This is a genomic window from Amycolatopsis cynarae (genome assembly GCF_026802195.1).
GTDB lineage: Bacteria > Actinomycetota > Actinomycetes > Mycobacteriales > Pseudonocardiaceae > Amycolatopsis_E > Amycolatopsis_E rhizosphaerae.
Window position 1 is genome coordinate 5,350,079 of the sequence record NZ_CP113836.1, and the last position, 25,223, is coordinate 5,375,301.

Annotated in this window: 22 protein-coding genes and 2 tRNA genes; 6 read left to right on the forward strand and 18 right to left on the reverse strand. The window is 70.1% G+C overall.

Annotation, left to right across the window (positions count from 1 at the left end; all coding sequences use genetic code 11):
- The first annotated feature begins 79 nt into the window (after positions 1-79).
- Positions 80-724 (forward strand): helix-turn-helix transcriptional regulator, encoded by a 645-nt coding sequence (locus ORV05_RS25560; protein WP_268754545.1) that lies wholly within the window; start codon positions 80-82, stop codon positions 722-724.
- A 59-nt stretch (positions 725-783) separates the two neighbouring features.
- On the opposite strand, the gene ORV05_RS25565 is transcribed toward ORV05_RS25560, so the two are convergent.
- The 4 genes from ORV05_RS25565 to ORV05_RS25580 all read right to left on the reverse strand — a co-directional run bounded on the left by ORV05_RS25565 (position 784) and on the right by ORV05_RS25580 (position 6,176).
- Complete coding sequence (locus tag ORV05_RS25565) at positions 784-1,815, reverse strand: DUF7064 domain-containing protein (RefSeq protein WP_268754546.1); 1,032 nt, start codon at positions 1,813-1,815, stop codon at positions 784-786.
- Positions 1,815-3,425, reverse strand: a complete 1,611-nt coding sequence (locus ORV05_RS25570) for a PEP-utilizing enzyme (RefSeq protein WP_268754547.1) — start codon at positions 3,423-3,425, stop codon at positions 1,815-1,817. Before ORV05_RS25570 ends, ORV05_RS25565 begins: the two co-directional genes overlap by 1 nt.
- 157 nt (positions 3,426-3,582) lie before the next feature.
- Positions 3,583-4,281, reverse strand: a complete 699-nt coding sequence (locus ORV05_RS25575; RefSeq protein ID WP_268754548.1) for a TetR/AcrR family transcriptional regulator — start codon at positions 4,279-4,281, stop codon at positions 3,583-3,585.
- Positions 4,282-4,529: 248 nt separating this feature from the next.
- Positions 4,530-6,176: a pyruvate, phosphate dikinase gene (locus tag ORV05_RS25580; protein ID WP_268754549.1), complete on the reverse strand. Its 1,647-nt coding sequence runs from the start codon at positions 6,174-6,176 to the stop codon at positions 4,530-4,532.
- Positions 6,177-6,274: 98 nt separating this feature from the next.
- On the opposite strand from ORV05_RS25580, the gene ORV05_RS25585 reads away from it, so the two are divergent.
- On the forward strand, positions 6,275-6,880 hold the full coding sequence (locus tag ORV05_RS25585; protein WP_268754550.1) for a helix-turn-helix domain-containing protein: 606 nt from the start codon (positions 6,275-6,277) through the stop codon (positions 6,878-6,880).
- A 24-nt stretch (positions 6,881-6,904) separates the two neighbouring features.
- Here the strand turns inward: ORV05_RS25585 and ORV05_RS25590 are convergent, their stop codons facing one another.
- The 8 genes from ORV05_RS25590 to ORV05_RS25625 form a co-directional block, all read right to left on the reverse strand.
- Positions 6,905-7,534, reverse strand: a complete 630-nt coding sequence (locus ORV05_RS25590) for a TetR/AcrR family transcriptional regulator (protein WP_268754551.1) — start codon at positions 7,532-7,534, stop codon at positions 6,905-6,907.
- Between the two features lie 100 nt (positions 7,535-7,634).
- The gene (locus ORV05_RS25595) at positions 7,635-8,246 is read right to left on the reverse strand and encodes a GTP-binding protein (protein WP_268754552.1); all 612 of its coding nucleotides are present in this window, start codon (positions 8,244-8,246) and stop codon (positions 7,635-7,637) included.
- Complete coding sequence (locus ORV05_RS25600; RefSeq protein WP_268754554.1) at positions 8,227-8,601, reverse strand: DUF742 domain-containing protein; 375 nt, start codon at positions 8,599-8,601, stop codon at positions 8,227-8,229. The genes ORV05_RS25595 and ORV05_RS25600 overlap by 20 nt, the downstream gene beginning before the upstream one ends.
- The gene (locus tag ORV05_RS25605; RefSeq protein ID WP_268754555.1) at positions 8,598-9,038 is read right to left on the reverse strand and encodes a roadblock/LC7 domain-containing protein; all 441 of its coding nucleotides are present in this window, start codon (positions 9,036-9,038) and stop codon (positions 8,598-8,600) included. The genes ORV05_RS25600 and ORV05_RS25605 overlap by 4 nt, the downstream gene beginning before the upstream one ends.
- Positions 9,039-9,058: 20 nt before the next feature.
- Entirely contained in the window at positions 9,059-11,473 is a 2,415-nt protein-coding gene (locus tag ORV05_RS25610) for a sensor histidine kinase (protein WP_268754556.1), read from the reverse strand.
- Positions 11,474-12,681: 1,208 nt separating this feature from the next.
- Positions 12,682-12,754, reverse strand: a tRNA-Glu gene (locus ORV05_RS25615).
- 73 nt (positions 12,755-12,827) lie between these two features.
- Positions 12,828-12,899, reverse strand: a tRNA-Gln gene (locus tag ORV05_RS25620).
- A 94-nt stretch (positions 12,900-12,993) separates the two neighbouring features.
- Positions 12,994-13,689, reverse strand: a complete 696-nt coding sequence (locus ORV05_RS25625; protein ID WP_268759897.1) for an HAD family hydrolase — start codon at positions 13,687-13,689, stop codon at positions 12,994-12,996.
- A gap of 442 nt (positions 13,690-14,131) precedes the next feature.
- Between ORV05_RS25625 and ORV05_RS25630 the strand changes: the two genes are divergently transcribed.
- Positions 14,132-15,373, forward strand: coding sequence for an FAD-dependent oxidoreductase (locus ORV05_RS25630; protein WP_268754558.1), 1,242 nt, complete (start codon positions 14,132-14,134; stop codon positions 15,371-15,373).
- Here ORV05_RS25630 and ORV05_RS25635 read toward each other — a convergent pair.
- The 6 genes from ORV05_RS25635 to ORV05_RS25660 form a co-directional block, all read right to left on the reverse strand.
- Positions 15,361-16,131 carry a fumarylacetoacetate hydrolase family protein gene (locus ORV05_RS25635; RefSeq protein ID WP_268754559.1) on the reverse strand — a complete coding sequence of 257 codons (771 nt, stop codon included), beginning with the start codon at positions 16,129-16,131 and terminating at the stop codon, positions 15,361-15,363. The genes ORV05_RS25630 and ORV05_RS25635 overlap by 13 nt on opposite strands.
- A 169-nt stretch (positions 16,132-16,300) precedes the next feature.
- Positions 16,301-17,923, reverse strand: coding sequence for a citramalate synthase (gene cimA, locus ORV05_RS25640; protein WP_268754561.1), 1,623 nt, complete (start codon positions 17,921-17,923; stop codon positions 16,301-16,303).
- 286 nt (positions 17,924-18,209) lie between these two features.
- Positions 18,210-19,253 carry a 3-isopropylmalate dehydrogenase gene (locus ORV05_RS25645; RefSeq protein WP_144589363.1) on the reverse strand — a complete coding sequence of 348 codons (1,044 nt, stop codon included), beginning with the start codon at positions 19,251-19,253 and terminating at the stop codon, positions 18,210-18,212.
- 205 nt (positions 19,254-19,458) lie between these two features.
- On the reverse strand, positions 19,459-19,875 hold the full coding sequence (locus ORV05_RS25650; protein ID WP_268754563.1) for a hypothetical protein: 417 nt from the start codon (positions 19,873-19,875) through the stop codon (positions 19,459-19,461).
- A 372-nt stretch (positions 19,876-20,247) separates the two neighbouring features.
- The gene (gene serA / locus ORV05_RS25655; RefSeq protein ID WP_268754564.1) at positions 20,248-21,846 is read right to left on the reverse strand and encodes a phosphoglycerate dehydrogenase; all 1,599 of its coding nucleotides are present in this window, start codon (positions 21,844-21,846) and stop codon (positions 20,248-20,250) included.
- 81 nt (positions 21,847-21,927) lie between these two features.
- Positions 21,928-22,500 (reverse strand): TetR/AcrR family transcriptional regulator, encoded by a 573-nt coding sequence (locus ORV05_RS25660; RefSeq protein WP_268754565.1) that lies wholly within the window; start codon positions 22,498-22,500, stop codon positions 21,928-21,930.
- A gap of 90 nt (positions 22,501-22,590) precedes the next feature.
- On the opposite strand from ORV05_RS25660, the gene ORV05_RS25665 reads away from it, so the two are divergent.
- From ORV05_RS25665 to ORV05_RS25675, 3 genes are read left to right on the forward strand one after another with little or no spacing between them, the layout of a single operon-like run.
- Positions 22,591-23,493 carry a TIGR03620 family F420-dependent LLM class oxidoreductase gene (locus ORV05_RS25665; protein WP_268754566.1) on the forward strand — a complete coding sequence of 301 codons (903 nt, stop codon included), beginning with the start codon at positions 22,591-22,593 and terminating at the stop codon, positions 23,491-23,493.
- The gene (locus ORV05_RS25670) at positions 23,487-24,374 is read left to right on the forward strand and encodes a TIGR03620 family F420-dependent LLM class oxidoreductase (protein WP_268754567.1); all 888 of its coding nucleotides are present in this window, start codon (positions 23,487-23,489) and stop codon (positions 24,372-24,374) included. The genes ORV05_RS25665 and ORV05_RS25670 overlap by 7 nt, the downstream gene beginning before the upstream one ends.
- Entirely contained in the window at positions 24,371-25,216 is an 846-nt protein-coding gene (locus ORV05_RS25675) for a TIGR03620 family F420-dependent LLM class oxidoreductase (protein ID WP_268754568.1), read from the forward strand. The genes ORV05_RS25670 and ORV05_RS25675 overlap by 4 nt, the downstream gene beginning before the upstream one ends.
- Positions 25,217-25,223 lie beyond the last annotated feature (7 nt).

Consider the following 25,223-nt stretch of genomic DNA (forward strand, 5'->3'; position numbering starts at 1 on the left):
CGGCCGGGGCGTGCCGCGCGAGCCAGCCGAAGCCGGACAAAGTGTCCAGGGGTTGACTGGTTCGTCTACGCTACCGGGCGTGGAGACAGCGGACGCCATCCTCGACGCCCTCGAACAGATCATCCCCGGCCTTGCCGCCACCTTCGGCCGGTCCTGCGAAATCGTCCTGCACGACTACCGGCGGGGTGAACAATCCGTGGTGGCGGTGGCAGGACAGGTCACCGGGCGCCGGATCGGCGGCGTCACCAGCGAGATCGGGCTGCGGATGCTGGCGCAGGGCGACGACGCCCGCGACGACCTCAACTACGTGACGCGCACGAACTCGGGCCGCACCGTCAAGTCCTCCACGCTGCCGCTGCGCGACGCCGAGGGCCGCGTGTTCGGCGCCCTGTGCGTCAACGTGGACGTCACGGCGCTCCGGCAGGTCGCCGACCTGCTCGGCGACCTCGCCGGGGTGGCGCCGGCGGCGCCGCCCACCACGACGTTCACCGACGACTTCGACGAGGTGCTGGAGGCGGTGATCCGGGCCGAGGAACTGGCGCTCGCCAAGCCGGTGGACAGCCTGACCCGGCAGGAACGCCTGCCCCTGCTCAGGGCCTTGGACGAGCGCGGCCTGTTCACGGTGCGGGGCGCGGCTCCGCGGGTCGCCGCCCGCCTCGGCATCTCGCGCGCCTCGCTCTACACCGACCTCGCCGCCTGCCGCGCAGACGCCCTGAAGCCGTGAAGGGTCCCTTCACAGTCGTTTCGACTGTGAAGGGACCCTTCACGGCACAGCCGGGCGCCCTACTCCTCCAGGGCCGACAGGGCGTGGACGAAATCGGTCCAGGCTCCGATCTGCGAGTCGCCCCAGCCGGTCCGGCCCTCGTGGTCGTCCCAGCGGGCGAGGCTGATCCCGAAGAAGGCGTTGGACCACGCGCTCCAGTTGTTCGACGCGGTGATCTCCCCGCTCAGCCGGTACTCCCGCCCGGCGGAGTCGGTCATCCGCACCTCGTGCGCCAGGGGGTAGCCGGTCGAGACGTCCCAGCGCGTGCGGACGGAGGCCTTTTCGACACTCCGCAGTTCCCCGCCGACCCACACCCAGCCCCGGTTGGTGGCCTCGGCCATCGCGTCGTCCACCGGGTAGACGTCCCGCCAGACCGGGTCCGAGCTGGGGTGTTCGATGCCCATCATGTGGAAGGCGAAGTCGTCGCCGAACACCCCGGTGAGCCAGTGCACCGGCGGCGCCATGCGCGGTTCCTCGGTCCGGTTCTCACCCCACGAGCGGTCACGGACCGTGTACCCGTTCACGTCGTAGCTCTTGCCGCGCAACAACAGTTTGCCCTCGGCGCGCATGGCCTGGTCGAGGTGGCGGCCACTGGGCAGCACGGCCGGGGGCATGATCGCGGTCAGGGTGACGTCGAAGGCGTTGCCGCGGGCCGGATCGTCGTAGGTCATCCGGAACTTTTCCAGCGGCTTGAGGCATTCCACGCGGTACCCGCTGGGCAGCCGCAGATCGGTGAAATCCCCGTCCTCGAACGGCGTGAAGTCCATGTACTGCCGCATGTCGAACAACTCGCTCGCCAGCGCGGTGCGTTTGACGCCCTGCCACGCCCACACGCCGCCGGTGATGGTCCGCAGCGTCGGGTGCGCCCAGGCGTAGCACAGCGAATGGATCCGGGCCTCGGGCACGCTGAAGCCGAGGAACTGCGTCTCGGTGAGCGCGGGATCGGTCAGGGTGCGGTTCAGCTCGCGGTGCAGCTTCTCGTCCTCCTCGCCGCAGGTGCCGAACCCGGCGGCCTGCGCGTTCATGAAGAACGAAGTGTTCGTTTCGGTCATCAGGCGCTCTCCAGCACTTCGACGATGCCGCGGTCGCCGTCGACCCGGATGCGCTGCCCGTCCCGGATGCGGGCACTGCCCGTTTCGGTGCCGCAGACGCAGGGCAGGCCGAGTTCGCGCGCCACGATGGGACCGTGGCTGAGCATGCCGCCGTAGTCGGTGACGACCGCGGCGGCCACCAGGAACAGCGGCACCCAGCTGGGATCGGTGGTCTCGCAGACGAGGATGTCGCCGTCTTCGAGCTCCACGGTCGCGGGATCGCGCACCACGCGGGCCCGCCCCTCGGCCACCCCGCCGCTGGCGGCGACCCCGGTGACCTGGGTGCCCGCCGGGGCGTCGGTCTCCGCGTCGGCGGCGACCGGGATCAGTTCCGGAATGCCTTCCCACGCCTGGGGAAGCTGGTACCGGCACCGCTCTTCGTACTGGGCGAGGCGATGCTTGACCAGGGCGCGCCGATCACTGCTGACGCCGCCGGCGAGGTCGTCGTAGGTGAGGTGGAACACGTCCGAGGGCTCGTCCAGCACATCGCGGTCGACGAGGAGCGCGCCGAGCCGCCGGGCCGCGGCCTTGGCCACGTCGAAGGTCAAAAGGTAACCGGCCTTGCCCTGCTCCCGCAGGGCGAGGAACCGCGCGGCGAGGCCGGTCAGCTTGCCGATGGCCAGCCGCTTCAGCGGCGACACGGTGGCGGCCAGTTCGGCGGCGGCCTCCTGCCGGAGGCGGGCCTGTTCGGCGCTGCGGTTGGCGGGAGCGCGCGGGCTGTCGGCGGGGATGTCGCGGTAGTCGCCGAGGCGGGCGAGGATGGGTCCGGGATCCTCGCGCCAGGTGACGCTGTGCAGCTGCCCTTCGTTCGGCCCGTGGTAGCCGTGCCGGTCGAGGAAGGTGGCGAGGTCGATCTCCTGGCGGGCGAGCCGCCACAGGTCCAGCGCGACCTCGTTCTCGTCGGAGCCCACCCCGGACAGCAGGCGGGCTTCGAGGCCGGGCAGGTTCGCGTCGGTCACCATCGCCGACAGCTGGTCGGCCAGGCCGGAGCTGACGAAGGCCACGACCAGGTGCAGGACCATGATCTCGTGGAACCGGTCACGGGCGTCGGCGAGCACGGCGAGACAGCCCTGGGCGTCGAGCCCGCCGATCTTCGGCAGGGTCTCCAGCCGCCACCGCCGCAGTTCCGCGAACATCGCGTCGTGCCGTTTCGGGAGCCGGATCACCGTCTTCGGCGCCTTCACCATGATCACTGGGTAGCGGCGGGCCGAGTTGTCGTCCACGGTGCCGGGCCGGACGTAACCGAACAGCTGCTGCTCGATCGCGGTGGCCGAGGTTCCCGGGGTGACCCGGGCGACCTTGCGGAACATCGAGATGTTGGCCGCGGCGCGGCCGGCGAACGCCGTCCAGAACTGGTCCTCGATCCGCTCGGGAACCGGCAGGTCGGCCTTGGTGAACACGCCGAGGCTGAGGAACATGTGGCGGAACGCGCGTTCCATCGGCAGGTGGATGAAGGTGAACCCGAGAGCCGTGGACACTCCGGGGAACGCCTCGGCGACGTTTCCGGTGGTCCAAGCCACGTCCGGATCACAGACCTTGTTGTCCAGTGGATCCGGTTCTGCTTCGGTCATCAGCGGCTCCCGGTGAGAGGGCGGCAAGCGGCAGCGCGAGCCAATCATCGTTGCATTACAGGGAGCGTCAGCGTAGCGAACTCGTTCGGTTACCGGTAGCAGCCTCCCACTTTCAGCCAAACGATGTTTGGTTTACGGGCTCCTTCGGGGACCGCGCTCAGGACTTCCCGCTCGCCCGCCTGCCGCCGTGCCGCCGGGACGAGGTGTCGCGCGAGGATTTCCGCGGCGGCATCCAGCGCTCCTGACGCTGTTTCACCGCTTCGTCGATCCCTTCCACGATGCTGGCGGTGACCAGGTCGAAGACCTCGTCGGCGGACAGTCCCCGCTCGGCCATGGCCTTGGCCAGCGCCGGGTACCGCTCGTCGGCCACCTCCGCGGGTTCCCCGGCGCCGTCACGCTGGATCTCGTGCAGCGCACTGCCGATGGTGAACAGTTCGAGGCCGTCCAGCAGTGGCATCACCGCGGCACTCGGCACTCCCTCGTCCATCAGGCGGGCCGCCGCCTCGTCGAGCGCCCGCACACCGGCGCCGAGCGCGGGCCGCCCGGCGACCACCGGCAGCAGCGCCGGATGGGCCAGCAGCGCCCGGCGCAGGGCACGGGCGTTTTTCGGCAGCCAGTGCCGCCAGTCACCGCCGTCCGGTTCTCCTATCCGCACCTCGGCGAGTGCGAGTTCCGCGACTCCGGTGAGAATCTCGTCCTTGTTCCGAAAATGGTGGTACAGGGAAGCGCCGTTCACCCCGAGCGCTTCGGCGAGCCGCCGGATACTCAACCCTTCCAGACCGTGTTCGTCGATGATCCGCAGCGCGGTTTCCAGCGCTTTTCGGCGGGAAATCAGCGGGACCTTGGGCCTTGCCACCTAGGACCGCCTCCCCGTCGCGAATCCCGCCACACCGTCGAACACGTTTGACAGCATAGCGAATAATGAAGCTCGCCAGCCGCCGAACACGCGCCCGGACCGAACTCCGGAAGGCTTTTCAATTTACCTTTGTGTCAATTATTTGGGCCGGAATCCCCCATTGAGCCCGCATTTCCCGTACGCGCGGCAAGGCCGTCGTCATGGTGGCGCACCGCGACGACGGCCTTCAGGATACGGAGAGAGCTAACCTATTGCCGTTTGGCTGACCCGCGCGGGTGAGCGAGCGCGGCCAGCAGCACCGGCAGCGGATGCTCGGTGACGACGGCGGTCACGCCGTCGGCCAACGCCGCGGCGACCCCCTGATCGGTGGAGAGATCGAGGTCGGGCCGGGGCAGCACCCCGGCCGGGGCCTCCTCCGGGCGCCAGGCGGCGAGCGGCGAGAACCGCCGCGCCCAGCCGGTGAGCGCGCGCAGGTCCGGGTCGCTGCCCTCGGACACCCGCGTCAGCACCAACGCCCCCTTCAGGACCTCGCCGGTGTCGCCGCACACCGTGACCGTCTCCCCGGCATGGCCGAGCAGCGCGCCCTCACCGCACCCGACCACACACGGCACGCCGAGCTCCCGGCCGACGACGGCGGCATGCGAGGTCGCACCGCCGATTTCGGTCACGATCGCGACCGCGGCCATCATGCCCGCCAGATCGTGGGGACTGGTGGTCCGGCGGGCCAGCACCACCGATTCCCCTTCCGCGGCCCGGGATTCGGCCTCCTCCGGATCGGTCACGACCACTCCGGAGGCCACCCCGGGACAGGCGGGCAGGCCCCGGGCGAGCAGGACGGCGGCCGCGCGCTGCTCCGGGTCGAGCCCGGGGCGCACCAGCGCCCGCACCTGCTCGGCCGTCACCATCCGCACCGCGGTCTCCTCGTCGACGAGACCCTCCCTCCCCAGAGCGGCGGCGAACCGGACCGCGGCACGGGGCGCACGTTTCGCCGAACGGGTCTGCAGCAGCCACAACCGGCCGCTTTCCACGGTGAACTCGATGTCCTGCACGTCGCGGTGGTGGCGTTCCAGGAACCGCGCGTGCTCGAGCAGGCGCGCGTGGACGTCCGGCATCAGCTCGGCCAGCGCGGAAAGCGGTTGCGGTTCCCGGGTTCCGGACACCACGTCCTCGCCCTGCGCCCGCGTCATCCACTCGCCGAACGGCTCCGGCGCACCGGTGGAGGGGTTGCGGGTGAACAGGACTCCGGTACCCGAACGCTCGTCGGCGTTGCCGAACACCATCGCCTGCACGGTGACCGCCGTGCCCGCCGTGTCGTCGAGCCCGTGCCGCTTGCGGTACACCACGGCGCGCGGCGAAAGCCAGGACCGGAAGACCGCCTCGACGGCGAGCCGCAGCTGCCGCCAGGGATCGTCCGGGATCGCCGCCTGGTCGTCCCGCAGCACCACGTCGCGGAACAGCTGGGCGAAGCGCTCCTGGGTGTCCCGGGCATACGTTTCACCCATCGAAATGGAGAGTGCATTCCTCACAGCGGTGGTCATGCCCAGGTTGAGCACGGTGTCCATCATTCCGGGCATGCTGGTCGGCGCCCCGCTGCGGACCGACACGAGCAGCGGCGCGGCCGGGTCCCCGAACCGCCTGCCGGTGGCCGACTCCAGATGGGCCATGCCCTGCCGCATTTCACCCCACAGTGCGTCGAGCACACCGCCGCCTTCGGTGAGGAACCGGCGGCAAACCCCCGTGGTGAGCACGAAGGCGGGGGGAACCGGCAGCCCGGCGGCCGTCATACCGGCGATCCCGGCCGCCTTTCCGCCGGCCAGTTCCGCCGGCGGCGTCACGCTGCCGTCCAGGATCAGCAAGTCGGCCGGGTCGGGCGCACCGACGGGAACTGCCGCCACTTTCGATCTCCTCGTCTGCCGGAGCACTGCTTTCCGCAGTGACCAATCAATGTTAGGTTAACCGCCATTCGCCCCTGCCCTTCAAGGAGGAACAACGCATGCCGGTCGGTACCGCCGAGGCCATCCTGCACATCCTGCGGATCAAGTCCCGGGCGACCGTGGACTATCTGGCCGGGGCTCTGGACCTTCCCCCGTCGGAGATCGCCACCGCGCTCACCGCGCTGGCCAGGCAAGGCCTGACCGCCGACAGCGGGAAACCGCGGTTCGGCTGGGGAATCACCCCGCCCGGCAAGGAAACCGCCGAGCTCCGCATCACCGCCACGAACGGGACCCGTGAACTGCTCGACCGGCACTACGCGACCTTCCGCGGCCTCAACGACGCGCTCAAGCAGCTGTGCGCCGACTGGCAGCAGCGCGACCAGGCGAACGAGGGAACGGCGCGCCTCGCGGTGCGGTTCGCGGCCAGGCTCGCGCCGATCGACGACGGAATCCAGGCGATCCTCGCCGCGATCGTGCCGTCGGCACCGGCCTTCGGCCTTTACGCGCCACGGCTGTCCCGGGCGAGGGCGAAGTTCGCCGCCGGCGACGACCGGTTCCTCACCGGAATTCTCGTGGACTCCTACCACAACGTCTGGTTCGAATGCCACGAATGCTTCTTCCTTGCCCTTGGCCGCTCCCGCCAGGAGGAGGAAGCCGCGCGGTGAAACGAGCGGCGTTTCCCGCCCCGCTCAGAACAGAGTGCCTTCCAAAAGCTGGGAAAACTGCGCCACGACGGACTCCAGCTGATCATGGGTGCCCACGAAGCCCGCGTAGAGTCCCATTCCCCACAGCACCGCGATGAGCATCTCCGTCACGGCCGGGATGTCGAGATCCGCGCGGATCTCCCCGGCCGCGACCGCGGCCCGCAGTGCCTCGTCGACGAACCGGCGCACATCGTCGAGCTGGCTCCGCGCACTGTCGCGCAGTTCGGGATGGCGGAATCCGTCGAGCACGGAGGAGGCCATGAACCGGGCGAACGAGCGGTCCTGCGAGTCGATCTGCGCGGCGGTGTGGAGGAAGGCCGAAATCCGCGCGGGCAGGGTTTCGGCCGACATCGCTTCGGCCGCCCCGGAACCGATCACCACGTTCCTGCTGGAATCGAAAAGCGCCCGGTAGAGCGATTCCTTGTTGTGGAAGTAGTGGTTCACCGCCGGCCGGGTCACCCCGGCCCGCTCGGCGATCTCCTTGAAGGTGGTCCGCGCGAAACCCCGTTCGCTGAACACCTCGCGAGCGGTCTGCAGGATCTGGTCCCGGGTACTGGGCCCCTCGGACAGCGGCGGCCTGCCCCGACGCCGCTTTTCCCCCGACCCGCCGCTCACGCCTCTCCCGCCTTCACTCTCGTCCGGTGATCCGGACGAGCCTAACAAGGCACGGTGCCGGGCCGCCGATTCCTCGGCGGCCCGGCAGGCGAAGCGGACGTCAGCGGGGGCCCGCGACGAACTCCGCGGTCGCCGTGGCCATGAGATGTTCCAGCAGGCCGATCAGCACCCGCTTGGCAGACTCGCGGTTGCGCACGTCGCACAACTGGATCGGCACGTGCGGGCCGATGTCGAGCGCCGAACGGACCTCCTCCGGGGTGTAGACGTCCGAACCCTCGAAGCAGTTCACCCCGACGATGAACGGGATGCCCCGCGATTCGAAGAAGTCGACCGCGCTGAAACACCCCTCGAGCCGCCGGGTGTCGGCGAGCACGACCGCGCCGAGCGTCCCGACGGACAGTTCCTTCCACATGAACCAGAACCGGTCCTGGCCCGGCGTGCCGAACAGGTACAACACCACTTCCGGGCTGATCGTGATGCGCCCGAAGTCCAGCGCGACCGTGGTGGTGGTCTTGCCCTCGACCCCGGACAGATCATCCACCCCGGCACCGATCTCGGACAGGCGTTCCTCGGTCCGCAGTGGCTTGATCTCACTGACCGAGCCCACCATGGTCGTCTTGCCGACCCCGAAACCACCCGCGATCAGGAGTTTGACCGCCTGTACTCCTTGCAGCTCAGAAGAGCCGCCACGATCAGAGCTTACGAACGCCATCGAGTACCGCCTGCAACAGTTTGATGTCCGGCCGTCCCGCGGGCGGCGGAGGTGAGCGGAAGATGAGATGCCCTGAGTCGATCAGGTCGCTGACCAGAACCTTCACCGCGGCCAGCAGTAGGTTCAACTCGGCCGCGATCTCGGCGATCGACAGCGGCCTCCGTTGACACATGCGCAATATTTCTCCGTATTCCCGGTCCAGCGCCGCGACCTCGGACTCGGGCCGGACCGCTACGACCAGTGTGATGATGTCGAGGTTGTGAAGGTCCTTCCCGGCCCGGCCACGGGTTACCGCGAACGGCCGAACCAGAGGCCCGGGGTCGTCGTCGAACCAGGAGTCGCCTTCGTAGTTCATGACGTGTGCGGAATCCTCAGATCGGTGTGCAGGGACCGGGGTGCGGCGGTGAGGTTGGCGCCCACCTGCTGCACGACCACGTTCATCTCGTAGGCCACCATGCCCAGATCCGCCCCGGCCCCGGCCAGCAGCGCGAGGCAGGCGCCCTCACCGGCTTCGGTCACCACGAGATAGCCGAGTTCGAGTTCGACCACCGTCTGCTGGACCTCACCCTTGTCGAAGGTGGTGCCCACCCCGCGGGCCAGGCTGCGGAACGCCGACGCCATGGCCGCCAGGTGCTCGCCGTCCTCCCGCTGCAGGCCGGCCGAGCGGCCCAGCAGCAGGCCGTCCGCGGACAACACCACCGCCTGCTCGGCCCCGGCCAGTCGTTTGACCAGGTCGTCGAGCAACCAGTCCAGCCCGCTTCCCTTGGCCTTGACTACCAGATCGTTGTTCATTCCCTGACCATCCGTGTTCATCACTTGTGCTGACCCGAGGCATCGTCACGTCCTTGACGTGTTCCTCGTTGGAAGGAAGCCAAGCTGCTGCGCGCCTGCTCGGGGCTCCGCAGCTGGCGTGAGGTCGACGTCCCGGGCGAGGTTGCCTGCCCTGACGGGGTGTCGACCTGCAGTTGCGGGGCGAGGTTCGCCTGCCGGACGCGACGCGGCAATGGCGCCCGCTTCCGTCCCGGCGAAGGCCTTGGCGGGGTTGCCGCCGACGGCGGTTCTCCGGCCGGGGACGCGTTTTCGGCACTGTGCCACGCCGGAGGCAAAGACATGCCGGCCACATCGGACATTTCCGGCGCCCGCGGGGCCGGTGTGAGCTCCACCGGCTCTTCCAGCGGCCACTGGTTCAACGACTCCAGCTGATCGAAGGGATCGAAGGGATCCTTCTTCTCCTCGCGGACCGGCATCCTGGGCACCGGGTCCCGCGCCGGCTCCGGCACGTAGCTCGGGCGCTTCGCCGGCGTACGGCGCGGCTTCGGCTCTTCCTCGGGCTCGTCGTCGCTCTTCTTCACCGTCTCCGCTTCGATCACCTTCGTCGGAATCAGCACGATCGCCTTGACACCGCCGTAGGCCGAGTCGAGCAGGCTGACCGCGATGCCGTGCCGCTTGGCCAGCTGCCCGATCACGAACAGGCCGAGCTGCCGCTGCCCCGCCAGCGCCATCTCCTGGAAGTCCGGCGGGTTCCGCAGCCTCTCGTTGTACCGCTCGCGTTCCTCGAACTCGATGCCGAGGCCCTGGTCCTCGACCTCCACGACCACGCCCTTGCCGACCAGGTTGCCGCGCACGGAGACGGGCGAGTCGGGCGGGGAGAAGGAGGTCGCGTTGTCGACCAGTTCGGCGAGCAGGTGGATGAGGTCGGCGACCACGCTGCCCAGCACCTTCACCTCGGGCAGCCGCACCGCGCTCACCCGCGCGAAGTCCTCGGTCTCGGAGATCGCGCTGCGCACGATCTCCTCCAGTGCCACGGGCCTGCGCCATTTGCGACCCGGCTGTCCCCCGCCGAGGATCAGCAGGTTCTCCGCGTTGCGGCGGGCGTGCGTGGCCAGGTGGTCGAGCTGGAACAGCAGTTCCAGGTGTTCCGGATCGCCCTGCTTCGCCTCCGCGATGTCGAGCACCTCGAGCTGGCGGTGCACCACGACCTGGCTGCGGTGCGCGATGTCGAGGAAGACCCGGCTGATCCCGCCACGGGTCTTCGCCTCGGCGACCGCGGCCTCGATGGCCGTGCGCTGCGCGGTGTTGAACGCCTCGGCCACCTGGCCGATCTCGTCGCCGCTGCCCGTCTCCAGCGCGCCGACTTCGGCTTCGAGGTCGACCGCTTCGCCGTCGTGCAGCCGCTGCACGATCGAGGGCAGCTTGACGTCGGCCAGGTCCAGGGTGCGGCTCCGCAGGTTCCGCAGCCGCCGGACGAGCGCGTTGGCCAGGCGGACCGCCACCAGGAACGCGGTGACGGTCACGACGAGCACCGCCGAGGCGGCGATGATCGCCTGCGTCAGCGACGTTCCCGCGCTGTCCTTGGCGAGGGATTCGGAGTAACGGAAGTGGTCGCCCCACAGTCCGCGCAACTCGTCGGTCACCTTCGCGGTGGCGCCGAGCCAGTCGGCGATGCCGACCTGGAGTGTGCCGCGCTGGACGACGGAGTCCTCGCCCGCGGTCGCCACCCGCCACTCGTTGCTCGCCACCAGTGCGTCGTAGCGGGCGCGCTCGGCGGGGTTCAGCCGCGAGACCTGAGCGTCGAGCTGATGCCGGTAACCGCCCACCATCTGCCCGAAGACGGCCCGGTCGGCCTGGTTCATCGGCCCGCGCACCACCGCGCCCGCCGCCATACCGGTGGCCCGGGACTGCCAGTCGGCCACGTAGAACAGGTCGGTGGCGGTGATCTCCTCGGCGGCGGCATGCGGGTCGGGGGTGGTCTTGGAGACCCCCTGCAGGCCGACGATCACCACGGCACCGAGCTGGGTGTAGAAGGAGTCCACGTCGGCGGCGCTGGCCTGGCCGAGGTCCACGCCCTGCCGGATCACCGGCATCTGCGTCGACAGCTGGGCGAACTGGGCGTTCGACGCCGCCACCGCGTCCGGGTTGAGCTTGGCGACCACCTGGGCCAGCGAGGCGATCTGGGCCAGGGTGGTGTTGGTGGTGTTCCGCTGCGCCTGCATGTCGGCCTGCGCCTGCTTGTCACCGCCGACGGCGCGCAGGCTCAGCGTGCGCTCCTGCTGGACCACCGTCTCGAACTTGACCAGCGGGTCGACCGCGCTGCCGAGATAGTCGGAGAAGTCCCGCGCCGAAACGGCATCCGAGATCAGCAGGCCGCTCACGGTCGAGCCGGTCACCAGCAGTGCCGCACTCGGGATGAGCACGATGGCCAGCACCCGGGTTCTGATGCTCGGCATCGAGCGGCGTCTGAGCCGGCTCCACCACGAGCCGGGCCGGTGCTGCTCTGATCTTGATTCGCGCAAGTTACCGCCCTGTCCTGGCTTGGTCGGAAGGAGGCGGCGACGACGGGAAGACGACTTTCCCGGCCGGAGCCGCCGTCTGGCAGCCGCGGGGAGAACCGGCCCGGGACATGACCGCGCGCATGCCGTCCGGGCGGACTCTCCTGTCGCGTTTCACTGCTCTACTTCGCTACCGTTCAATGTTTGGTTACTGGGCGGGCTCAAGTGACCGTGGAAGACACCTGAACCGCCGGGAAAATCAGCCCGTTCGAGCGCCCTGAGCACGCCTGGCCTGGGTGCCACTTCGTGCGCGGCCTCGTCAGGCACCTCCAGAATCCGGCTTCGTGTTCCTGGGCCGGCCGCGGGTTCGCGGGCAGCGAGCCGAACTCGCGATGGCAGGCACCCACGCCGATGACCATCAGTCGGGTTCGGGCTTCGGGCCCCCACTCTATCCGTTGTGTCAAGAAGCGATCACGGGGGCTGGTTTGGCTTTCCCATAAGGGAAAACCGGCACCCAGTGGACCGGCGCGTGCAAGGTTGGCGAACCGTCGCCACGCAATGTCGATCTTCCACTGCAAGGGCGGCGACCTGCGCGCAGGGCGACCGGCCGCCACCACCGCGGCGGTCCGAGCGGATCGAGAAGGCGCTTTCCGCCGCTGCGGAGAACGTCATTCCCCCTCGGCGGATTCCATTCCGGAATCGGCGCGAAACAATTCCCCGCAGACTGCGGCGCGCCTTTCATCGGCCACTCACGCGGCGACGGCGAAGCTCCCGGAAAACCAACACTGTCCGGCGGGGAAAAACCAACATCGTCCGGTGCCCGGGAGGTTCCTGGCCTCGTCGCACCGGGTCCGGACGCGGCCCAACGCATCCGCAGGAGGGATCGGCAAGGGGGATCGGCGGGAGGCATCGAATGGCTTCACCGAAACCCGGGGAAGGTCCCTCGCCCTTTCCCGCGCCCCTTTCCGGGAATACCTCGCCGCCACTGCCCCTCACGACTCACGTGGCTCCCCGCGCCGTGAGGGGTCCCCTCACGGTCGTATCGACTGTGAGGGGACCCCTCACGGGAATAGACGGGACAGCGGGAGCGGGCGCAGCGAAGCGAGCAAGTGGGCGCAGAAAGCACGAGAGCCACCAACCGGATGGTTGGTGGCTCTCGTGGTACGTACCCCCGATGGGATTCGAACCCACGCTACCGGCGTGAGAGGCCGGCGTCCTAGGCCGCTAGACGACGGGGGCCTAGCTGTTTGGCTTGCCTTCCGGCTTGCCGTTGCGAGAGGAACCTTATCAGACCAAGATTTCCGCTTCGCAGCTGGGGTACCAGGACTCGAACCTAGACTAACTGAACCAGAATCAGTCGTGCTGCCGATTACACCATACCCCAACGGTTTGGCTGTTCCGTTCGCGATCCGGATCAGCACCGCCGAGGAGAAATAGTAGACCATCGTCCGGCAGGCCCCGAAACCGGGGGCCGGTGATCAGCGCTGCGCGGGCACGCCGATCCGGGCGAACTCGCTGACCAGCAGCTGAGGCAGCTCGTCGAGGCTGCCGATGACGTGCACCCCGGCCGGGACGGCCACCCCGGCGCTGTCGTGGCGGTCGAGCCACACACCGGCCAGCCCCGCGTCACGGGCGCCGACGGCGTCGGTGCTCAACTTGTCCCCGACGTGGGCGGCCTCGGCCGGATCGCAGCCGAGGGTGTCGCAGACCGAGTGGAACATCACAGGATCGGGCTTGGCCACGCCCACCTCCCCCGCGATCGCCACGTGGTCGAAGAACCGGGAGAGGCCGAGGTCGGCCAGTTTGGCGCGCTGGTGGGCACCGGAGGCGTTGGTGATCGCGGCGAGCAGCACATCGGCGGCCCGCAGCCAGTCGAGGCAAGGCAGCACGTCGTCGAAAAGCCGCCAGGAGCGGCGCAGGAGCTCTTTCCGCCGCGCCTCGAACCGTCTCGCGTCCTCGTCGTCGGCCACCATCCCCAGCTCCCTCAGGAAGCACTGACTGCGTTTCCAGTGCATCGAGGCGTAGTCGAGCTCGCCGGCGACCACGAGCGCGACATGGCGATCGGTGATCCGCTCCCAGAGCGGCCAGCGGTCGACGGGGCCGATCAGGGCGATCAGCGCCCGGCGGCCCGCGGCCGTGAAATCGATCAAAGTGTCGTCTATGTCCAGACACACCAGACGAAGGCTCCGCGGCGTCCAGGGGTCGACCGGAGCGCCCAGCGCGGCGTCGGGGGCAGTCGTACGGGTGCGCGCAAAATCCACCCAGCGAGGCTAGGGGACTCAGCGCCCGAGCGACTCGGCCGACAAGGTGATAAGCGGTCTCGTTTCCCACCGGACCGCCTCTACTGTGAGTTGCCCGACACCGCACTCCTGGGCCGTTCGATCGAAATCGTTGGCCCGACCAGTGCCCTCCGCCACGATCACACGCCCGCCTCACCCCTTACGCCGGCGACGGCGGGCGCTGAACTTCTCGTTCCATAGTTGACTGTCGGTCGTCCTACTGTCGCTTTTGGACACTTCGTCGCCTCACCCGTCCGGCCCAGCCGCTTGACGGGGCGGTCCGTGAGGGTTCATGCTGACATTATTCAACACACGATGAAAAATTTGGGGGTCACCGATGAACGAGCGGACCACCTGCCTGATCGCCGGGGGCGGCCCCGCCGGCATGATCCTGGGCCTGCTGCTGGCCAGGGCCGGCGTCGAGGTCACCGTGCTGGAGAAGCACGCGGACTTCCTGCGGGACTTCCGCGGCGACACGGTGCACCCGTCCACCCTGACACTGCTCGACGAACTCGGCCTTGGTGAGAAGTTCGCCGCGCTGCCGCACAACAAGCTGTCCCAGGTCGCGATTCCCGGGAGGGACGGGCAGAACCTGGTCTTCGCCGATCTGAGCACGCTCCGCGTGCCGCATCCCTATGTCGCGATGGTCCCGCAGTGGGACCTGCTCGACCTGCTCGCCGAGGCGGGCCGCGCCGAGCCCCGGTTCCACCTGAGGATGAACACCGAGGTCGTGGGCCTGCTCCGGGAACACGGCCGGGTCACCGGCGTGCGGTACCGCACCGTGGAGGGGCTCGGCGGCGAGATCCGCGCCACGCTCACCGTGGGCTGCGACGGACGGTGGTCGGTGGTCCGCCGGGAGGCCGGACTGCGGCCCCGGGAATTCCCCGTGCCGATCGACACGTGGTGGTTCCGGCTGCCCCGGGAAGGCGGGGAGCGCCCCACGCTCATCCCCGGCATGCGCCGCGGCCACTTCGCGGTCGTCATCCCGCGCGAGGAGTACTTCCAGATCGCCTATCTCGCGAAGAAGGGCCTCGACGCCCAGCTGCGCGCCGAGGGCCTGGACGCCTTCCGCGCGCGGATCGCCACGGTCCTGCCGGAGCTGTCCGGCCGGTTGGCCCGCCTCACGTCGATGGACGACGTCAAGCATCTGGACGTGCGGCTCGACCTGCTGCGCCGCTGGCACGTCGACGGGGCGCTGTGCATCGGCGACGCCGCGCACGCCATGTCACCGGTCGGCGGGGTGGGCATCAACCTCGCCGTCCAGGACGCGGTGGCCACCGCCCGGCTGCTGGCGGGCCCCCTGCTGACCGGACGCGTCGGCAGGCGCGAGCTGGCCCGGGTGCACCGGCGCCGCCTCCTGCCCACGGTGGTGGTGCAGCTGATCCAGCGGATCATGCACCGGACGGTGATCCGCCCGGTGATCGAGGGCCACCGTGAGGGGCCACCGAAGTCCGTTCTGCGGGTACTGAACCTGTTCCCGCCGCTGCGCCGCGTTCCGGCCCGCCTGATCGGGGTCGGCCTGCTGCCGGAGCACGCCCCGGCTTTCGCCCGCCGCCCCCCGGACCGTCAGGCCGCCTGAGCGGGGTTGGTGAGGGTGCCGATCCCTTCGATGGTGATGGAGACCTGCTGCCCGGCCGTCATCGGGCCCACGCCCTCCGGCGTGCCGGTGAGGATGACGTCCCCGGGCAGCAGGGTCATCACGCCGGAGACGAATTCGACCAGCTCGGGGATCTTGTGGACCAGCAGTGAGGTGCGGGAATCCTGCTTCACCACGCCGTCCAGCTCGGTGCGCAGCGCGAGATCCGACGGGTCGATCGCGGTCTCGATCCACGGTCCCAGCGGGCAGAAGGTGTCGAAACCCTTCGCCCGGCCCCACTGCCCGTCGGACTTCTGCAGATCGCGGGCACTCACGTCGTTGGCGATCGTGTAGCCGAGGATCACGCTCGCCGCGCGTGAGGCGGGAACGTTCCTGACCGGCTGGCCGATCACCACGGCGAGTTCGCCCTCGAAGTCGACCCGCTGCGAGGCGGCGGGCAGCTTGATCGCCGCGTTGGGGCCGATCACGCTGGTCGAGGGTTTGATGAAGATCATCGGGTCGCTGGGCACCTCGTTGCCGAACTCCGCGGCGTGCGCCGCGTAGTTCCGCCCGACCGCGATCACCTTGCTCGGCAGGATCGGCGCGAGCAGGCGCACGTCGGCCAGCGGCCAGCGCTTACCCGTGAAATTGGGCTTGCCGAACGGGTGTTCGGCGATTTCGAGGACCTGGGCGTCGCCGCCCTCCCCTTCGATGGACGCGAACGCGACTCCGCCGGGATGAGCAATTCGAGCTAACCGCACGTCCGCCGAGTCTAGTCCCTCCCCGCTCCGCGCGTGATCGCGTACCGCCCCGGCGCCGTCCGGTGTGGACGCTCAGCCGCGGACAGGGCCGTGAGGGGCCCTCACGGTCGTATTTGCTGTGAGGGATCCCCTCACGGCAGCGCCCGGCGGGCTTTTCCGCCAGGCCCGGTCAGAGGAGGGTGCGCAGGTGCTTGTGCACGAGCGCGTCGCACAGGGCCAGCCAGCTCGCCTCGACGATGTTCGGGTGCACGCCGACGGTGGTCCACTCCTGCTCGCCGTCGCTGGACTGCACGAGCACCCGGGTGGTGGCGTCGGTGCCGGGGTGGCCGGCCAGGATGCGCACCTTGTAGTCGGCGAGCTCGACAGTGTCCAGCCACGGCAGATGGCCGACGAGGGCCTTGCGCAGCGCCGCGTCGAGGGCGTGCACCGGGCCGTTGCCCTCCGCGGTGGCGATCACCCGCTCGCCCTGGACGTGCACCTTGACGGTGGCCTCCGAGATCACCTCGCCGTCGTCGCGGTGGTCGAGCACCACCCGGTAGGACTCCAGCGTGAACGGCGGCTCGTCGAGCGGCTCGCCCTGCGGCCCGCCGACCTCCTTGCGCAGCAACAGTTCCAGCGAGGCGTCGGCCGCTTCGAAGGACCAGCCCTGTGCCTCCAGCCGCTTGACCTTGTTGACCGCGTTCGTCACCGCCTCGGGCCGGCCGGCCAGATCGACCCCGAGCTCACGTCCCTTGAGCTCGAGACTGGCCCGGCCTGCCATCTCGGTGACCAGAACCCGCATGTCATTGCCGACGAGAGAGGGATCGATGTGGTTGTACAGCAACGGATCCACCTTGATCGCGCTCGCGTGCAGCCCCGCCTTGTGGGCGAAGGCCGAGGCCCCGACGTAGGCCTGGTGGGCGTCGGGGGCGATGTTCGCGACTTCGGCAAGGGCATGGGAGACGCGGGTCAACTCGGCGGCCCCTCCGGTGGGGAGGACCTCCATGCCGAGCTTGGTCACCAGGTTTCCCGCCACCGCGAACAGATCGGCGTTGCCCGCCCGCTCGCCGTACCCGTTCGCGGTGCACTGCACGTGCGTCGCGCCGGCCTGGACCGCCGCGATGCTGTTGGCCACCGCGCAGGAGGTGTCGTCCTGGCAGTGGATGCCGAGCCGGAAACCCGTGCGCCCGGCGACCTCGCGCACGGTTTCGGCGAGTCCCAGCGGCAACTGGCCGCCGTTGGTGTCGCACAGCACGACCACGTCGGCACCGGCACCGGCGGCGGCGTCGAGGACGCGCAGCGCGGTGTCGGGGTCGTAGGCGTAGCCGTCGAAGAAGTGTTCGGCGTCGACGAAGACGCGGCGGCCCTCCCGTACCAGGAACGACACGGTGTCGGTGACCATCGCGCACGCTTCGGCGACGTCCACGCGCAGGGCGCGCTCGATGTGGCGGCGGTCGGACTTGGCGACCAGCGTCACCACCGGGGCCTGGGCGTCGAGCAGGGCCCGCACCTGCGCGTCCTTCTCCGCGGTGGTGCCCGCCTTGCGGGTGGAGCCGAAGGCCACCAGCACGGCGTGCTTGAGGATCAGTTCACCGGCCGCCGCCCGCGCGAAGAACTCGGTGTCCTTCGGCAGCGCGCCGGGCCAGCCGCCTTCGATGAACCCGACTCCCAGTTCGTCGAGCAGCCGTGCCACCGCCAGCTTGTCCGTGACCGAATACGCGATCCCCTCGCGCTGGGCCCCGTCGCGCAAAGTGGTGTCGTAGAGGTGGAAATCGTCACCGAACGGGGTTCCAGCGGGCTCCGTGCGGGTCACGGTCGTCTCCTTGCTGTGCGGTTCAGGGCTTGCGGGCAAAGAAAAAACCTCCCGCGGATGCGAGAGGTCTGCGCGCCGGTGTCCACATGGAACACTACCCGGCGCGCCTGCCGATAATGATGACGGCGGAAGAAGCCATAACCGCATCATGCCACAGCACCAGGACCCGGCCAAGGTGGCCGTTCCCACTCCGGCTCATGCCCCCACCGAAGCCGTGAAGGGTCCCTTCACAGTCGTTTCGACCGTGAAGGGACCCTTCACAGGAACTCCGTCCGGGGGTGGCCTGTCAGGCCACGGGGCGGGTGTTCGAGGACACGAGCGCGGCGAGGCGGTCGCCGATCGCGTGCGTCGAACCCGGGTTCGCCTGGTCCCGGGTGGCCAGGTCGAAGGCGACCGAGGCCTCGATCCGCCGGGCCGCTTCGCGCTGGCCGAGGTGGTCCAGCAGCAGCGAGACGGACAGCACGGCCGCGGTCGGGTCGGCCCGTCCCTGGCCCGCGATGTCCGGGGCGCTGCCGTGCACCGGCTCGAACATGCTCGGGTTGCGGCGGGTGATGTCGAGGTTCCCGCTGGCGGCCAGTCCGATGCCACCGGTCACGGCGGCGGCGAGGTCGGTGATGATGTCGCCGAAGAGGTTGTCGGTGACGATCACGTCGAACCGGCCGGGGTCGGTGACCAGGTGGATGGTCGCGGCGTCCACGTGCGAGTAGGCGACGGTGACGTCGGGGTGCTCGAGCGAGACCTCCTCGACGATGCGCGACCACAGCGAACCCGCGTGCAGCAGCACGTTCGTCTTGTGCACCAGGGTCAGGTGCTTGCGCGGGCGCTGCTCGGCGCGGTTGAACGCGTCGGCGACGACCCGGCGGATGCCGAAGGCGGTGTTGAGGCTCACCTCGGTGGCGATCTCGTGCTCGGTGTCCTTGCGCAGCAGACCGCCGTTGCCCGCGTACGGGCCCTCGGTGCCCTCGCGGACCACGATCATGTCGATTTCGGCGTTGGTGTCGGCGAGCGGACCGCGCACACCGGGGTAGAGCCGGGCGGGCCGCAGGTTGACGTGGTGGTCGAGTTCGAAACGCAGGCGCAGCAGCAGGCCGCGTTCCAGGATGCCGCTGGGCACGGTGGGGTCGCCGACGGCGCCGAGCAGGATCGCGTCGTGCTGCCGGAGCTCGCTGAGCACCGATTCCGGGAGGAGCTCCCCGGTCGCGTGCCAGCGGGCCGCGCCGAGGTCGTAGTGGGTGGTCTCCACCGAGGGCGCGACCTCGTTGAGGACCTTGAGCGCCTCGGTGATCACTTCGGGCCCAATCCCATCTCCTGGGATCACCGCGAGCCGCATCCAGACACCTCCGTCGACAGTGCAACCGGGCTCCGCTCGCCCGATCGCACGAAAGAACCAGCGACGGCAGGTTACCGGCTGTCGTCAACAACCCGAAGCAGCACCACCCTTATGACGGATTTTCCCACTGTTCGGGACATCCGTCCGGGTAGCACCCGAAGGAGTGAGGACCGGCCGCGCGGCGGTCCGCGCGGCCGGTCCCCGATCAGCTCGGACGCCCGCCGGAGTGGAGCCTGACCACCGTGTCCCGGGTGCCGGCACCGTTGTGCAGGTCGAGCACCAGCAGGCCCCCGACGGTGTCCTGCGCGGCCGAAGCGGCGTGGCGGGTGACGAGCAGGCCCGCCCCCGGTTGCGCCCGGTACAGCGGCCCTGAGCCCCCTCCAGCCCCCTGAACGGAGTAGCCGGGCGCCAGCGGGTCGAACGACAGCGGGGTGTCGATGCTGTCGATCAGTCCGGTGGAGCTGCCGGAGGCTCGGTCGGTCCGCCTGCCGTCTGTTCCGCCCCCGCGGTGCCGGGCAGGGCCACCGCGAGCGCCGCGGTGGTGGCGACGCCGGTGAGCATGGCGAAAGCGGCCGCACGGGACCGCCGGGCCCAGGTTCTCATCAAGTCCACTCCTGATCATGGTGAGGAGGCGAACCTGACGGAGAACAAGCGGGTCAGAATGGGCGAACCGGAGAATCCGACTTTCGTCGGGGCAGCGAAAAGGGCCGCGAGGCGATCCTCGCGGCCCTTTTCGGGGGGTGGTCTCCGGCTAAGGCGTGTATCGAAGTCGGCCGCACTGATTGACGCGAGTGAGGTTTCGCGTTTCGAAGCGGCGGAGCCGCTTGCGGTGGGCCGTCAGCTTGCACCGCCGCGGGTTCTCAGGCGGTTCCTGGCAGGAACAGCACTGCCAGCGCTTCGTGAATTGGCATTCATGAGGAGGAGATCCCACAGCCAGGGACCGCCTGAGGTTCCGCCACCCGCACCGCCACGCAAACTCTGACAGTAAGGCGGATCAGGCGAAGGTGACGGCGCGGATGGTGCGGGCGCCCACGGTCACCGCGATCGGCTCGAGCAGGTGGGAGTCGACCTCACGGTCCACGCGGAGCAGCATGATCGCGTCCGTCCCGTCGGTGGTCTGGCTGATCTGCGCCGACTCGATGTTGATCGAAGCCTCGCCGAGCAGGGTGCCGACCCGGCCCATGATGCCGGGGCGGTCCGGGTACTCCAGCAGCAGCAGGTGCCCTTCGGTGCGGAAGTCGAAGTGACGGCCGTTGACGGCGACCAGCTTCGGCACCTCGCCCTTGCCGGTGACCGAACCCGAGACGGTGCTGGCGGTGCCGTCGGCGTGCACCGCGCGGATGGTGACCAGGCTGCGCCAGTTCGGGCTCTCCGACTCCTTGACCAGCTCGACCTGCACGCCCAGTTCCTCGGCCAGCCGCGGCGCGTTGACGAAGGTCACCTGGTCCTCGACGACCCCGGAGAACACGCCGCGCAGCGCGGCCAGCTCCAGCACGCTGACGTCCTCATTGGACAGTTCACCGCTGACGGTGACGGTGATCGAGGCGGGCGCCTTCTGGCTCAGCGCCGACACCACGGTGCCGATCTTCTGGGTGAGCGCGAGGTAGGGGCGGACCTCCTCGCCGACCGGGCCGCCACCGGCCACGTTCACCGCGTCCGGGACGAAGTCGCCGCGCAGCGCCAGCAGCACCGAGCGGGCCACGTCGGTGCCCGCGCGGTCCTGCGCCTCGGCGGTCGAGGCGCCCAGGTGCGGGGTGACCACGACGTTGGGCAGCTCGAACAGCGGGCTGGAGGTGGTGGGCTCGGACACGAACACGTCGATACCGGCCCCGCCCACGTGACCGCTGCGCAGCGCGTCGGCGAGCGCGGCCTCGTCGATCAGGCCGCCGCGGGCGGCGTTGACGATGATGACACCGGGCTTGGTCTTCTTCAGGGCCTCGGCGTCGATGAGTCCCTTGGTCTCGGGCGTCTTGGGCAGGTGGATCGAGATCGCGTCGGCGCGGGCGAGCAGCTCGTCCAGGCTCAGCAGTTCGATGCCCAGCTGCGCGGCGCGGGCGCTGGAGACGTACGGGTCGTAGGCGACGATCGTGGTGCCGAAGGCGGCCATGCGCTGGGCGAACAGCTGCCCGATCTTGCCGAGGCCCACCACGCCGACGGTCTTGCCGTTGAGCTCGACCCCGGTGAAGGCGCTGCGCTTCCACTCGCCGCCCCGCAGGCTCTGGTCGGCGGCGGGAACGCGGCGGGCCACCGCGAGCAGCAGCGCGATGGCGTGCTCGGCGGCGGAGACGATGTTGGACGTGGGCGCGTTGACCACCAGGACACCGCGCGCCGTGGCCGCGGGCACCTCGACGTTGTCCAGGCCCACCCCGGCGCGGGCGACGACCTTGAGCCGGCTCGTGGCGGCCAGCACCTCGGCGTCGACCTTCGTGGCGGACCGCACCAGCAGGGCGTCCGCACCCTTCACCGCCTCCAGCAGGGCGGGGCGGTCGGTGCCGTCCACATGCTGGACTTCCACCTCGTCACCGAACACGCTCAGCACGGAGGGGGCGAGCTTTTCGGCGATGAGGACGACGGGCTTGCCGGGGTTGGTCACGATGAGGCTCCCAAGTAGAACGCTGAAAACGCAGCTCGCGGTCTGATGAGGACGAGTCTAGTCGTGCTGCCCCGCACTGCGTTAACGGGCGCGCAACCCCATGAAAACAAGATCGACAAGCCGGGCCAGCGAAGGAGTGCCGTCCGGCGCCCGTTCGGCGGCCCAGACCGAGGAATTGACCAGCAGCAGAACTTCGATCGCGGTGACGTCCGCCCGCAGTTGTCCCGCCTCGCGGGCGCGGGCGACCAGGCGGGACGCCGAGTCCCGCATCGCGTGGCACGAGCGGTACAGCTGCGAACTCTCGTCGGCGAGCGCCGCGGCCGTCGCCTCCACCAGCCCCCGGTAGCTCATGGACATTTCCGCGAGCCGGAGTGCCCACATTCTGAGACCGTCGATCGGCGAGGGGTGCGCCATGAGCTCGTCGGCGGCCGCCGCCTGCGCATCGAACCGCTCGCTCAACAGCGCTTCGAGGAGCGCTTCGCGGGTCGGGAAATGCCGGTAGAGCGTGCCGATGCCCACCCCGGCCCGGCGGGCGATCTCCTCCAGCGAAGCGTCGACCCCCTGCTCCGCGAACGCGCGCTTCGCCTCGCCGAGCAGCCGCTCGTAGTTGCGGCGGGCATCGGCGCGCATCGCGCGAGCAGGGACCTCGGTCATCGGGTCCACCCTAGCCCGCGACAGACGGAGGCAGCCTCCGCTATAGTCGGGGGAAGTTAACCGGAGGCTGCCTCACATTAAGGGGGAAGAGTGCTGGACCTGGGAACCGTGGGCGTCCGGCTGCTGGGCGACACGGGCGGGGGCCGACCCGGCGAACGGGACCTGCTCCGCGGCATCGAACGGTTGGGCTACGGCTCGGCGTGGTTTCCCGAGGGCATCGGCGGACACGACGTCTTCGCCCGGAGCGGGATCGCGCTGGCCGCCACCGAACGGCTCGCCGTGGGCACCGGGATCGCCAACCTCTGGGCGCGGCCCGCGCCCACGGCCCAGGCCGGCGGACGGGCGCTCGCCGAGGGCTACCCGCGCCGGTTCGTGCTCGGCATCGGCGTCGGGCACCCGTTCCAGGCCGCCCAGGTCGGCGAGAAGTTCACCACACCGTTGACCCGCCTGCGGAACTATCTGTCGCGAATGGACGAAGAAGCCGCCGTCAACCCGCCCGCAGCGCCGTTCCCCCGGGTGATCGCCGCGCTCGGCCCGAGAATGCTGGAACTGGCACGCGAGGCCGCCGACGGCGCACATACGTTCTTCGCTCCGCCGGAACACACCGCGTTCGCCCGCGAAATCCTCGGCCCGGACAAGCTCCTCGTCGTCCACCAGCCCGTGCTCCTCGATTCCGATCCCTCCGGCGCCCGTGCGACGGCCCGGGAAATGGTGGCGCTGGTACTCGGGAACGGCCCCTACGCACGGCCGTGGCGGGATTTCGGCCACGACCCCGGCCGCCTTGACGACCGGCTGGTCGACGCGGCCGTCGCCTGGGGGGACGAAGAAGCCATCGCCCGCCGCGTACGGCGGCAACTCGACGCGGGGGCGGACCACGTCCTGATCTCCCCGCTCACCCAGGAGCCCGCGCACGCCGCGCGGGATCTGGCACGACTCGCCCCGGCACTCACCGGTGGCGCACGGGAAACCCCAGTCAAGGAGAAGACATGCTGAATCTCGGACCGGTCGGAGTATGGCTGTTCGGCGGCACACCCGCCCCCGTGCCGGTGGAACGCGAACAGCTCCGCCGCATCGAACGGCTGGGTTACGGCTCGGTGTGGTCCGGCGAGACCGTCGGCAACCGTGACGCCTTCGCCCGGAGCGCGATCGCGCTGGCCGCCACCGAACGGCTCGCCGTGGGCACCGGGATCGCCAACCTCTGGGCGCGGCCCGCCCCGACCATGCAGGCCGGCGGACGGGCGCTGGCCGAGGGCTACCCGGATCGCTTCGTGCTCGGCATCGGCATCGGGCACCCGTTCCAGGCCGCCCAGGTCGGCGAGAAGTTCACCACACCACTGACCCGCATGCGGAACTATCTGTCGCGAATGGACGAAGAAGCCGCGGTCAACCCGCCCGCCGCCCCCTTCCCCCGGGTGCTGGCCGCGATCGGCCCGAAGATGCTGGAACTGGCCCGCGAGGCCGCCGACGGCGCGCACCCGTTCTTCATGCCCTTGGCCCACACCGCCTTCGCCCGGCAGATCCTCGGCCCCGGCAAGCTGCTCGTCCCTCACCAGCCCGTGCTGCTGGAACCGGACGCCGGCCGGGCAAGGGCCCACGCCCGGGAAACCGTCCGCATGGTCCTCACCCAGGGGGCGGCCGCCTACGGCCGCGCGTGGCGCGACTTCGGCTACGCCGATGATCTGGCCGGGGTCACCGACCGGCTCGTGGACGCGGCCGTGGCCTGGGGCGACGAGGAGGCGATCGCGCGGCGCGTGCGGGAACAGCTCGACGCGGGGGCCGACCACGTGCTCCTCACCCCCGTCGCGGACGATCTCGTGTCCGCGGTGGACCAGCTGGAGCGGATCGCCCCGGCGGTGCTGGGGGTGGCCGCGTGAGCGTCGGCATCTGGACCTTCGCCTTCGACGGCAAGCCGGTCGCGCTGGTCCGCGAGGCGGCCGCGGAGATCGAGGAACTCGGCTTCGACCACCTGTGGTTCGGCGAGTATCCGGGGCGGGAGGCGATGACCCAGGCGGCGCTGCTGCTGGCCGCGACGAGCCGGATCACCGTGGCCACCGGGATCGCGAGGTTCGACCGCCGGTCCCCGGTGGCCACCGCGGGGGCGCAGCGCGCGCTGTCGGAGGCCTACCCGGGGAGGTTCCTGCTCGGCCTCGGCGGGCATCTGCCCGGTAACCGGCCCGTCGCGTCGATCCGGGAGTACCTCGACGGGATGGACGCCGCCGCACTGTCCATTCCGGACGCCACACCGCGGCCCCGCCGCGTGCTGGCCGCGCTCGGGCCGAAGATGCTGCGCCTGGCCGCGGAGCGCGCCGACGGCGCGCATCCGTACTTCGTGCCGCCCGAGCACACGGCGCGGGCGCGGGAGGTCCTCGGACCGGACGCCTACCTCGCGGTCGAGCAGGGGGTGGTGCTGACGGCGACGGGGGCGCGGGACATCGCGCGCCGCGAGGCGGCGGTGTACCTGGAGCAGGCCCGGCATCACCGGGAGAACCTGCGGCGGCTCGGGTTCACCGACGACGATCTCGCCGGGGGCGGGAGCGACCGGCTGATCGACGCCGTCATCGCCTTCGGCGAGGAGGGCATCGCCGAGCGGGTGCGGGCGCATCGCGACGCGGGCGCCGACCATGTGTGCGTCCAGGTGCTCACCGGCGACGACCGCCTGCCCCGCGCCGAATGGCGCGCACTCGCCGCGGCGCTCGCCGGACCCGCCGAACCGTGAGCATGCC

Coding starts and splice junctions, on each gene's coding strand:
- ORV05_RS25565 (WP_268754546.1), bottom strand. CDS start 1,815: ATGACCGAAACGAACACTTCGTTCTTCATGAACGCGCAGGCCGCCGGG.
- ORV05_RS25570 (WP_268754547.1), bottom strand. CDS start 3,425: ATGACCGAAGCAGAACCGGATCCACTGGACAACAAGGTCTGTGATCCG.
- ORV05_RS25585 (WP_268754550.1), top strand. CDS start 6,275: ATGCCGGTCGGTACCGCCGAGGCCATCCTGCACATCCTGCGGATCAAG.
- ORV05_RS25595 (WP_268754552.1), bottom strand. CDS start 8,246: ATGGCGTTCGTAAGCTCTGATCGTGGCGGCTCTTCTGAGCTGCAAGGA.
- ORV05_RS25600 (WP_268754554.1), bottom strand. CDS start 8,601: ATGAACTACGAAGGCGACTCCTGGTTCGACGACGACCCCGGGCCTCTG.
- ORV05_RS25605 (WP_268754555.1), bottom strand. CDS start 9,038: ATGAACAACGATCTGGTAGTCAAGGCCAAGGGAAGCGGGCTGGACTGG.
- ORV05_RS25610 (WP_268754556.1), bottom strand. CDS start 11,473: ATGCCGAGCATCAGAACCCGGGTGCTGGCCATCGTGCTCATCCCGAGT.
- ORV05_RS25630 (WP_268754558.1), top strand. CDS start 14,132: ATGAACGAGCGGACCACCTGCCTGATCGCCGGGGGCGGCCCCGCCGGC.
- ORV05_RS25645 (WP_144589363.1), bottom strand. CDS start 19,253: ATGCGGCTCGCGGTGATCCCAGGAGATGGGATTGGGCCCGAAGTGATC.
- ORV05_RS25650 (WP_268754563.1), bottom strand. CDS start 19,875: ATGATCAGGAGTGGACTTGATGAGAACCTGGGCCCGGCGGTCCCGTGC.
- ORV05_RS25660 (WP_268754565.1), bottom strand. CDS start 22,500: ATGACCGAGGTCCCTGCTCGCGCGATGCGCGCCGATGCCCGCCGCAAC.
- ORV05_RS25670 (WP_268754567.1), top strand. CDS start 23,487: ATGCTGAATCTCGGACCGGTCGGAGTATGGCTGTTCGGCGGCACACCC.